At 73.2% G+C, this 10585-nt stretch carries 8 protein-coding genes and 1 pseudogene; 5 read left to right on the forward strand and 4 right to left on the reverse strand.

All coding sequences use genetic code 11. The annotated features are described in order from the left end of the window. Positions 1 to 7: 7 nt before the first annotated feature. The gene (locus AC1DQF_RS07290; protein ID WP_477524549.1) at positions 8 to 1255 is read right to left on the reverse strand and encodes a hypothetical protein; all 1248 of its coding nucleotides are present in this window, start codon (positions 1253 to 1255) and stop codon (positions 8 to 10) included. Positions 1256 to 1341: 86 nt separating this feature from the next. Between AC1DQF_RS07290 and AC1DQF_RS07295 the strand changes: the two genes are divergently transcribed. Genes AC1DQF_RS07295 through AC1DQF_RS07305 form a run of 3 tightly spaced genes read left to right on the forward strand, consistent with a single transcriptional unit; the run spans position 1342 to position 4683 of the window. Continuing rightward, positions 1342 to 2562, forward strand: coding sequence for a cysteine desulfurase family protein (locus tag AC1DQF_RS07295; RefSeq protein WP_477524550.1), 1221 nt, complete (start codon positions 1342 to 1344; stop codon positions 2560 to 2562). Between the two features lie 22 nt (positions 2563 to 2584). After that, on the forward strand, positions 2585 to 3697 hold the full coding sequence (mnmA, locus tag AC1DQF_RS07300) for a tRNA 2-thiouridine(34) synthase MnmA (RefSeq protein WP_477524551.1): 1113 nt from the start codon (positions 2585 to 2587) through the stop codon (positions 3695 to 3697). After that, positions 3694 to 4683 (forward strand): methionine synthase, encoded by a 990-nt coding sequence (locus AC1DQF_RS07305; protein ID WP_477524552.1) that lies wholly within the window; start codon positions 3694 to 3696, stop codon positions 4681 to 4683. Before mnmA ends, AC1DQF_RS07305 begins: the two co-directional genes overlap by 4 nt. 24 nt (positions 4684 to 4707) lie before the next feature. On the opposite strand, the gene AC1DQF_RS07310 is transcribed toward AC1DQF_RS07305, so the two are convergent. The 3 genes from AC1DQF_RS07310 to AC1DQF_RS07320 form a co-directional block, all read right to left on the reverse strand. Beyond that, complete coding sequence (locus tag AC1DQF_RS07310) at positions 4708 to 5328, reverse strand: alpha/beta hydrolase (RefSeq protein WP_477524553.1); 621 nt, start codon at positions 5326 to 5328, stop codon at positions 4708 to 4710. 115 nt (positions 5329 to 5443) lie between these two features. Beyond that, on the reverse strand, positions 5444 to 7060 hold the full coding sequence (locus AC1DQF_RS07315; protein ID WP_477524554.1) for a DHA2 family efflux MFS transporter permease subunit: 1617 nt from the start codon (positions 7058 to 7060) through the stop codon (positions 5444 to 5446). A gap of 28 nt (positions 7061 to 7088) precedes the next feature. Next, a complete protein-coding gene (locus tag AC1DQF_RS07320; RefSeq protein WP_477524555.1) occupies positions 7089 to 7685 on the reverse strand; it encodes a TetR/AcrR family transcriptional regulator in 597 nt (198 codons plus the stop codon). A gap of 170 nt (positions 7686 to 7855) precedes the next feature. Between AC1DQF_RS07320 and ligA the strand changes: the two genes are divergently transcribed. Both ligA and AC1DQF_RS07330 read left to right on the forward strand, forming a co-directional pair. Then, positions 7856 to 10000, forward strand: coding sequence for an NAD-dependent DNA ligase LigA (ligA, locus tag AC1DQF_RS07325; RefSeq protein ID WP_477524556.1), 2145 nt, complete (start codon positions 7856 to 7858; stop codon positions 9998 to 10000). Positions 10001 to 10078: 78 nt separating this feature from the next. Next, positions 10079 to 10585 (forward strand): annotated as a pseudogene (locus tag AC1DQF_RS07330) (hypothetical protein); the annotation flags it as partial.

The following is a 10585-nucleotide window of genomic DNA, read 5'->3' on the forward strand; positions in this document are numbered from 1 at the left end:
GCCCTGCTCACGAGCCGGCGGTCGCCCACGCCACGGCAGCCCGGGCCAGCGCACGGCCGTCGAGGCCGATCTCCCGGAGGAGGACCGCGTCGACCTGGGTCGCCGAGAGCGGCGCGGCCTGGCCGAGCCGGCGCCGCTCGGCGGTGAAGGCGTCCATCAGCGCCCACAGGCTCTGCGCACCGCGGGTGGCGGCGAGGTAGGTGCAGGCGGCGCCGGCCAGCCCGTAGCTGGCGTCGGCGTCGGCGTAGAACTCGGTGCCGTTGGCCAGGACAGGTACGGGCGAGCCGAGGTACGACAGGACGTAGGCCGCCATCCGGCGTTGCTGCGCGGCGGAGTAGTGGCTGCGGGACACGTACTCGGCGGCGCCCTCCGCCAGCCAGCGCGGGCTCTGGTCGTCCCTGCGGGCCAGCGCCACGTGGGCCAGCTCGTGGCGGAGCAGGAACTCGCGCTGCAGCTCGTTGTGGGCCACGTCCGGGTTGACGATGAAGCGGTAGGCGGCGACCTCGCTCGAGCCCGGGCTGACGGGGACCGGGTAGGCGACCCCGCCGGTCTCCTCGAGGTCCATCGGGGTGCGCTCCTCGAGGGCGGTGAGGTCGGAGATGTCGTAGGCCACGACCTGCCCGGACCAGTCCGGGACGGCCGCGAGGACGGTCTCCTGGGAGGCCTCGAGGTCGCTCATCACGGCGTCGGCGTAGGGCTCGGTCTCCTCGTCGAAGAAGCCGAGGATCGGGCCGCTCTCCCGGACCACCAGGTGGGCGACGTCCCACGGGTCCGGGAGCCACCCCGTACGGCGGTCGTCCTCGGCGTCGCGATCGTTGACGAGCACGACCTCGCCGTCGACCTGCCGGAACGTGTAGAGCAGCCGCTGCGTGACGCTGCGATCCTCGAAGCCGTCGAGCCGGAAGGTGAGGTCGACCGGCAGGAGGAGGTCGTCGCCCTCGGCACTCGGCGGGTCACCGGCCACGGGCTCCAGGTGGAGGTCCCCGACCGGCATCGCGGCCAGGTTGTCGAACCAGCGGGCCTGGGTGGCCACGAACTGGAGCGCGTCGTCGTCCACGGTGGACAGGAAGGCGGCCCGGTCCCCGTCGTGCAACGCGTCCTCACGCTGCGCCACGACGGCGCCGGCCGCGACCCGGAAGTCGTCCGGGCCGAGGGGCTGGACCGCCGCCGGGCGGCTGGGGTGGTCGTCGACCGCGCAGGCCCCGGTGCCGACGAGCAGCAGGCACAGGACGAGGACCCGGGACACCAGCCACATGCGCGGGACTCTAGGTGGCCTGCGGGCGGCCCGGGGTGGAACGCCGAGATGGACCTCGTGCACCCCGCGCGTAGGCTTGGCAGGTCATGACCACCGCCGGACCCCCCGTCTACCTCGACCACGCCGCGACGACGCCGATGCTGCCCGTCGCGCTGGACGCGATGACCGCGCAGCTGGCCTCGGTGGGCAACGCCAACTCGTTGCACGCCTCGGGACGCTCGGCCCGCCGGGTCGTGGAGGAGGCCCGCGAGACGATCGCGCGCTCCCTGGGCTGCCGTCCCGGGGACGTCGTCTTCACCTCCGGTGGCACCGAGGCCGACAACCTGGCGCTCAAGGGGATCTTCTGGGCACGGCGGGGCGAGGACCCGCGCCGCGTCCGGATCCTGTCCACCGCGATCGAGCACCACGCGGTCCTCGACCCGCTGCACTGGCTGGCCACCGACGACGGTGCCGAGGTCGAGCTGCTGCCCGTCGACGAGCGCGGTCGCCTCGACGTCGAGGCCCTGCGCCGCTCCATCGAGCGCGACCCGGCCACGGTGGCCCTCGTCTCGGTCATGTGGGCCAACAACGAGGTGGGCACCCTCCAGCCGGTCGACGAGGTGGTGGCGCTGGCCCACGAGCACGGCATCCCGGTCCACACCGACGCGGTCCAGGCCGTCGGCTCCGTCCCCGTCGACTTCGAGGCCTCGGGTGTCGACGCCCTCAGCTTCACCGGGCACAAGGTCGGCGGCCCCTACGGCGTCGGGGCCCTCGTCGTACGCCGCGACCTGCGGGTCTCCGCCCTCGTCCACGGCGGTGGGCAGGAGCGCGACATCCGCAGCGGCACGCTCGACCCGCCGGCCATCGCCGGGCTCGCCGCCGCCATCGAGGCGTCGGTCAAGGCCCAGCCCGAGCACGCGGAGCGCGTGGCCGCGCTGCGTGACGACCTGGTGCGCCGCGTGGTCGAGGCGGTGCCGGACGCGCACCTGCACGGCGCCGCGCTCGACGCCCCCGCCGACGGCTCGTCCGACGAGGCGGCCCCCGGCCGGCTCCCCGGCAACGCGCACCTGGGCTTCCCCGGCTGCGAGGGCGACTCCCTGCTCATGCTCCTCGACGCCCGGGGCATCGAGTGCTCCACCGGCTCGGCGTGCAGCGCCGGGGTCCCGCAGCCCTCCCACGTGCTGCTGGCCATGGGCTGCGACGCCGACCAGGCCCGCCACTCCCTGCGCTTCTCGCTCGGCCACACCTCCACCCCCGCCGACGTCGACGCCCTCGTCGAGGCCATCGGACCGGTCGTGGAGCGGGCCCGCGCGGCCAAGCCGCGGTGAGGCGACGGGTGAGGACGTCTCGATGAGGATCATCGCTGCCATGTCCGGCGGGGTCGACTCGGCCGTCGCCGCGGCCCGTGCCGTCGAGGCCGGCCACGACGTGACCGGCATCCACCTCGCCCTGTCGCGCAACCCCGCGTCGTACCGCACGGGGGCCCGCGGTTGCTGCACCATCGAGGACAGCAACGACGCCCGCCGCGCGGCCGACGTCATCGGCATCCCGTTCTACGTCTGGGACCTCTCCGACCGGTTCCACGAGGACGTGGTCGAGGACTTCATGGACGAGTACGCCGCCGGCCGCACGCCCAACCCGTGCCTGCGGTGCAACGAGAAGATCAAGTTCGCCGCCGTGCTCGACCGCGCGCTGGCCCTCGGGTTCGACGCCGTCGCGACCGGCCACTACGCCCAGCTGCGCACCGGCGAGGACGGACTCATCGAGATGCACCGGGCCGTCGACCACGGCAAGGACCAGTCCTACGTGCTCGGCGTGCTCGACCAGCGGCAGCTCGCCCACTCGCTGTTCCCGCTCGGTGACACCAGCAAGCCGAGGGTGCGCGAGGAGGCCGCCCGCCGCGGGCTGCTGGTGGCCGACAAGCCCGACTCGCACGACATCTGCTTCGTCGCCGACGGGGACAACGCCGGCTGGCTGCGCGACAAGCTGGGGGACCGCAACCCCAACGCCGGCGGCGACATCGTCGACGCCGCCTCGGGCGAGGTCCTGGGCCGGCACGAGGGGACCGTCGCCTACACCATCGGCCAGCGCCGTGGGCTGCGGCTCGGACGGCCGGCCCCGGACGGCAGGCCGCGCTTCGTCCTGGACATCGAGCCGGTCTCCGGCACGGTCACCGTGGGTCCCCGCGAGGGGCTGCGGATCGACCGGATCACCGGCATCCGGCCGCGCTGGTGCGGGACGGTCCCGGACCTGCTCGACGGTCCCGAGGTGACCGTCCAGCTGCGCGCCCACGGTGCCGAGCACCGCGCCGTCGTCACCGTCCATGCCGACGGGGTCGCCGTCGAGCTCCTCGAGCCGGCCGAGGGCATCGCCCCCGGTCAGGCGGTCGTGGTCTACGACGGGAGCCGGGTCGTGGGCTCCGCCACCATCAGTGCCACGGCCCGCTCGGAGGCCCTGGCGTGACCACCCTGGCCAGCGGCGTCGGGTCGATGCCCGGCACCGACGACCGGGAGTACGCCGAGGCCGTCCGTGTCGTCCTCGGCGAGCTCTCCCTGCCGCACGTCCCCGAGCTGCCCGGGCGGGGGGCGCTCGCGACCATGACCGGGCGCGGCCTGGCCGTGGTCGCCGGGCTCGGTGCGGACCTGCAGCCGGCCGGCTGGCGGCTGACCGACGCGCCCGGGGTCGACCACCGGCGCGCCCGCTCCCTGCTGGCCCAGGACCTCGACCAGGTCGAGGAGCAGGCCCAGGGGCACGTCGGCCCGTTCAAGGCCCAGGTCTGCGGCCCGTGGACGCTGGCCGCGACGGTCGAGAAGCCGCGCGGCGACAAGATCCTGTCCGACCACGGGGCCCGCCGCGACCTCGCGCAGGCGCTCGCCGAGGGGGTCCGCGACCACGTCGCCGACCTCCGCCGGCGTCTGCCCGACACCGAGCGGCTGGTCGTCCAGGTCGACGAGCCGGCGCTGCCCGCGGTCCTCGCGGGCGCGATCCCGACGGCCTCCGGCTTCGGCCGGCACCGGCGGGTGCACCCGCCCGAGGCCTCGGCCGCGCTGGAGTGGGTGCTGACCGCCATCACCGAGTCCGGGGCCGAGCCGTGGGTGCACTCGTGCGCGCCGGCGGTGCCCTGGTCGCTCGTCCGCGGTGCCGGTGCCCGGGGCCTCTCCGTGGACCTCGACGTCCTGCGGCCCGAGGACCTCGACCACCTCGCCGAGGCGCTCGAGGCGGGGGAGACCGTCGCGCTCGGCATCGTGCCCTCGACGGACCCCGACGGCGTCCCGACCGACACCGTGCTCACCGAGCGGGTGCTGCGCTGGCTGGACATGCTCGGCCTGGACCACGACGAGGCCGCGGGACGGCTGGTCGTGACGCCGTCCTGCGGCCTGGCCGGGGCGTCGTACGACTGGGCGCGGCAGGCGCTGCGCCTGTCCGGTGCGGTCGCCGGCCACCTCTGAGCGCGGCAGAGCGAGGGCAGACCTTCAGGCGGGGGCCAGGAGGCGCAGCGAGGCGTCGATCGCCACGTCGTTCCAGCGGTCCACGCCCGTCAGCATGTAGTGCCCCAGCACCCCCATGTCGTGCAGCGTGGCGTCCGGGGCGACGCCCCGGGCCCGCTCGACGTAGCGGCGGGTCTCGGCGTACGACGTGATCCGGTCGCGGCGCCCGTGGGCGGCCACCAGCGAACGGCCGGCCAGCGCGGAGACGGGGTCCTCGGCCGACCACCAGGGGGCGAGCCCGACGACGCCGACCACCGAGGGGTCGTCGGCGACGTGGACGGCCACCCGCGCGCCCATCGAGTGGCCCAGCAGCACGACCGGGACGTCCCCGTGCTCGGCGCGCAGGCGGTCCAGGGCCCAGCGGGCGTCGGCGACACGGCCCTCCCCACCGTTCCAGCCGCGCTCGCGGTAGCGCACCAGCCACACCCCCGTGCCCGCCTCGTGGGCACGCATCGCGATCGAGCGCTGCATCCACAGCGCGCGGCGCCACGAGGCGCTCCGGCCGTCGACGGACTGCCGCGACCGCGGCTTGCCGCCGTGCAGCATCAAGACCATCGCGTCGGGACGCCCGGGGGCGTCGTACCTCGTCAGCAGCGGCTCACTCACGGGACTCCTTCGAAGCGACGGGCAGGGACGGATGGGTGCCGACGGGTCGGGCCCGTGCGCGGAAATGGCCACGACCCGCCCGCGGTGCGCGGACGGGTCGTGGTCGGTACGGCGATCAGCCGACGTGGACGCCCTCGGGCGGGCCGTCCGTGGCCAGCTCCTCGTGCTTGACGTCGAGGAAGATCCACACGATGGCCGATGCGGCCAGCATCATCAGCGAGCCGACGAGGAACGCCATGGTCGCGCCCTCGGTGAAGGCGCCGAGGCTGGCCAGCTGGGCGATGGTGCCGTCGTCCATGCCGCCCTTGGCCGCGGCGGCGAGCGAGGGAGCGATCTCGTCCGCCCGGGTCTGGGCGAAGTGCAGCGAGACGGTGCTCAGGGTCGCGAGGCCCAGGGCGCCGCCGACCTGCTGCATCGTGTTGAGGACGCCGGAGCCGATGCCGGTGTCCGAGTCGCGCAGGTGGTGCACGGCGACCAGGGTCAGGGGCACGAAGTTGAGCCCCATGCCGAAGGCCATCAGCACGATGAACGGCAGGATCTGGGTCCAGTAGTTGACCCCGTCGCCGATCGGGACGCCCTGGCCGCCCAGCGAGCCCAGGATCGAGGCCGGGTCCTCGGGGACCGTGATCCGGCTGAAGCCGTAGAGCGCCGCCGCGGAGAGCAGCGTGCCCACCCCGGACAGGAAGCGCGGGTCGACGTGGCTGATCAGCTTGGACGCGGCGGTCGCCGAGATGATCATCGCGACGGAGAACGGCAGGAACGCGACGCCGGTCTGCAGCGGCGAGTAGCCGACCACGAGCTGGATGAACAGCGAGAGGAAGAAGAACATCGCGAACATCGCGGCCGGGACGATCATCATCACGGCGAAGGCGGCGGCCCGGTTCTTGCTCTTGAAGATCCGGAACGGCATGAGGGGGTGCTCCACCCGCGACTCGACCAGCAGGAACACGCCGAGCAGTGCGAGGCCGACCACCAGGGCGATGATCGTGGTGGGGTCGGTGAAGCCGTGAGCCGCCTGGCCGGCGAGGGAGAGGCCGTAGACGATGGCGAGCAGGCCGCCGGTGCCGGTGATGGCGCCGGGGACGTCGAGCTCGCCGGAGTGCCGCTCCGACTCGTCGAAGAAGCGCGGGGCCAACAGGGCCGCCACCAGGCCGATCGGGACCACGATGAGGAAGGTGTAGCGCCAGCCGGCGATGCCGAGCGGGGAGTCGAGGCCGGTGAGCCAGCCACCCAGGATCAGGCCGACGGCGGCACCGACACCGGCCATCGCGGCGTACACGGCGAAGGCGCGGTTGCGCTCCTTGCCGGCCGGGAAGGTGGTCGTGATGAGCGCCAGGGCGGCGGGGGAGGCCATCGCGGCACCGGTGCCCTGGAAGGCCCGGGCGGACAGCAGCATGACCTCGTTCTGCGCGACGCCGCCGATGAGCGAGGCGAGCGCGAACACCAGGACGCCGACCATGAAGATCCGGCGGCGGCCGTAGAGGTCGGCGAGCCGGCCACCGAGCAGCAGGAAGCCGCCGAAGGTCAAGGCGTAGCCGGTGACGATCCACTGGAGGTTGGCCTGGTCGATGTCCAGGTCCTTGCCGATGAACGGCAGGGCGATGTTGGCGATGGTGGAGTCGAGCACCACCATGAGCTGGGCCAGGGAGATGAGGACGAGTGCCCACCGGAGCCGCTTGTGCTCCTGGGGGGTGACCTCGAYGGCCTCCGGGGCCTGGGTCTTCTCGGACATGGGGTTCCTTCGGGTTCGTGTGGAGCGGTCAGCCCACGGCGGCGGTGGTCGCGGCGGGCAGGATGATTTGGTCGAGGACGCGATCGATGAGCTCCGGGGTCGGAGCCTCACCGAGCATGAAGAAGCGGTGCAGGACGATGCCCGGAAGCGCCGGGCCGATCAGGGTGATGTCGATGTCGTCGCGCAGCTCGCCGCGGACCCTGGCGCGCTCGAAGATGGCGATCGTGTGCGCGATCTTCGGCCCGAGGACCTGGGTGCGGTAGGCGTGGGCGAACTCGGGATCCCGCCCGATGGCGGTGAGGACGCTGGTGAAGAGGATGACGGCCTCGGTGTCGGTGAGGCCGCCGAAGCCGCAGTACGCCGCCTCGAGGTCACCGCGCAGGGAGCCGGTGTCGGCCGGCTCGGGTGCGGCCTTCTGGGCGACGAGGGCGTCGATCACGAGGTTGAGCTTGGTGGTCCAGCGGCGGTAGAGCGTGGCCTTCGACGCCTTCGCCCGTGTTGCCACCGCGTCCATCGTGAGCCGGTCGTAGCCGACCGCACCCAGGACCTCGAGGGCCGCGTCGAGGATCTCCTGCTCGCGATCGCCCTCCACCCGGGGGCGGCTCGCGGTCTCGGCGGGGGTCATGCGTCTCCTCGGATCGGGTGGATGGAACGAAACTGTTCCGTTTCGTCACGAGCGTAGGCGTACATCGTGGACGGAACAAATCCGTTTCATCGTTTGATTCCCGGTGGTCTGGACCGGTCGGACGGCGACGTCGATCCACCCTGTCGGTCCAGGAGGGCAGACTGTGCGCCATGACCGTGGAGCCCGCCCCCACCGACGCCCGGGAGCGTCACCAGGACCTGCGTGAGCAGCTCGAGGACGCGCGCTGGCGCTACTACGTCCTGGACGACCCGACGCTCTCCGATGCCGACTTCGACGCCCGGATGCGCGAGCTGGAGGCACTCGAGGAGGAGCATCCCGAGCTCCGCACCCCCGACTCGCCGACCCAGACGGTGGGCGGGGCGGTGTCGACCGAGTTCACCGCCGTCGACCACCTGCAGCGGATGGAGAGCCTCGACAACGCGTTCTCCTTCGAGGAGCTCGACGCGTGGCATGCCCGCCTGCGGCGTGACGGGCTGGAGTCACCCGACCTGCTGTGCGAGCTCAAGGTCGACGGGCTGGCGATCAACCTGCTCTACGAGCAGGGGCGGCTGGTGCGCGCCCTCACCCGCGGGGACGGCCGCACCGGCGAGGACGTCACGCCCAACGTCAAGACCATCGGCTCCGTGCCGCACCGCTTGACCGGCACCGACGACCTCCCGGTCCCCGCGCTGCTCGAGGTCCGCGGCGAGGTCTTCYTGCCCGCCGAGGCGTTCGAGCGGCTCAACGCCTCCATGGCCGATGCCGGCAAGCCGCTGTTCGCCAACCCGCGCAACGCGGCCGCCGGCTCGCTGCGGCAGAAGGACCCCCGCGTCACCGCGACCCGGTCGCTCGGCATGGTCTGCCACGGCCTGGGCGCCCGCGAGGGCTTCGAGCCGGTCGCCCAGTCCGCGTCGTACGCCGCCATGCGCGCCTGGGGGCTGCCGACCTCCGACCAGGTGCGGGTGGTCCCGAGCATCGAGGAGGTGCGGGCCTACATCGACCACGTGGGGGACAACCGGCACACCATCGTGGGCTACGAGATCGACGGCGTGGTGGTCAAGGTCGACGACGTCTCGCTGCAGCGTCGCCTCGGCTCGACCAGCCGGGCCCCGCGCTGGGCCATCGCCTTCAAGTACCCGCCCGAGGAGGTCAACGCCAAGCTCCTCTCCATCGAGGTCAACGTGGGCCGCACCGGACGCGTCACGCCGTACGGCGTCATGGAGCCCACCCGCGTCGCCGGCTCCACGGTGGAGAACGCCACCCTCCACAACGCCCACGAGGTGAAGCGCAAGGACGTCCGGCCCGGTGACACGGTGGTGCTGCGCAAGGCCGGCGACGTGATCCCCGAGATCGTCGGTCCGGTGCTRCCGCTGCGACCCAAGGGCTTGCGGCCCTGGCGGATGCCGACGAGGTGTCCCGCCTGCCGCACCCCGCTGGCCCAGCAGAAGGAGGGCGACAAGGACCTGCGCTGCCCCAACCACGAGAAGTGCCCGGCCCAGGTCCGCGAGCGGGTGTTCCACGTYGCCGGGCGGGGCGCGTTCGACATCGAGGGGCTCGGCTACGAGGCCGCGGTCGCTCTGCTCGACGCGGGGGCGATCCGCAACGAGGGCGACCTCTTCGGGCTCGACGAGGCCGCGCTGCTGAGGGCCCCGCTGTTCACCCGCGCGCCGAAGAAGGACGAGGAAGGCCCCCAGCTGAGCGCCAACGGCGCCCGGCTGCTGGCCAACCTCCACGAGCGCAAGGAGCGGGTGCCGCTGTGGCGGGTCCTCGTGGCGCTGTCCATCCGGCACGTCGGACCCACGGCGGCCCGGGCGCTCGCCACCCAGTTCGGGTCGATGGCCGCGATCCGTGAGGCCGACGAGGAGACGCTGGCCAACACCGACGGCGTGGGGCCGACGATCGCGGCGTCGGTGCGCACGTGGTTCCACGGCAGCAGCGCGGGCGACGCCGAGACCGACGAGGTGGGCGACAACGTCGCCTGGCACAACGCCATCGTCGACACGTGGGCCGCCGCCGGGGTGACGATGGCCGACGAGCGCGACGCGTCGGTCCCGCGCACGCTCGAGGGGCTGACGGTCGTGGTCACCGGCTCGCTGGACGCCTACACCCGGGACTCGGTCAAGGAGGCGATCATCGTCCGCGGCGGCAAGGCCTCGGGGTCGGTGTCGAAGAAGACCGACTACGTCGTGGTGGGCGAGAACGCCGGGTCCAAGGCCGACAAGGCCGAGCAGCTCGGCGTGACCGTCCTCGACGAGGCCGGCTTCGAGCGTCTGCTGGCGCACGGGCCCGAGCAGCGCGACGAGCAGACCGACTGATCGGAGGGGCGCTCGACGTTTACCCCGTGGCCCCAGCGGTAGTAAGCAGGGGTACGCCACTTTCTCTGGGGGTCCCTCATGCGTCTCGTCCCGACTGCCGCAGTCACGCTCGCCCTGCTCGTCCCGGGCCTCGCGGTCACCGCCACCGCCGCCGAGGCGGCCGCGCCCACCTGCAACGGGCTCAGGGCCACGATCGTGGGCAACGCCAGGAGCAACAGGATCGACGGCACCCCGCAGCGCGACGTGATCGTCGCCGGTGACGGCAACGACACGATCGTCGCCGGCGGCGGCAACGACGTGATCTGCGGTGGCAAGGGCTCCGACACGATCTACGGCGGACCCGACAACGACCTCATCTACGGCGAGGCGGACGCCTACTGGACCGACTCCTTCGGCCTGGTCCACAAGCGCGGCGACGTGATCGTGCCGGGAGCGGGCAACGACCGGATGGATCCCGGCTTCGACACCCGCGGCACGTCGCCGGGCGTGCGGGTCGTGCCCGACTCCRTCAGCTACGCCGACGCGCCGGCCGCGGCGGTGGTCGATCTGCGGACCAGCCCCGTGGCGGTCGGCGCGGACGGCAGC

Source organism: Nocardioides sp. P4_G4 (genome assembly GCF_056401085.1).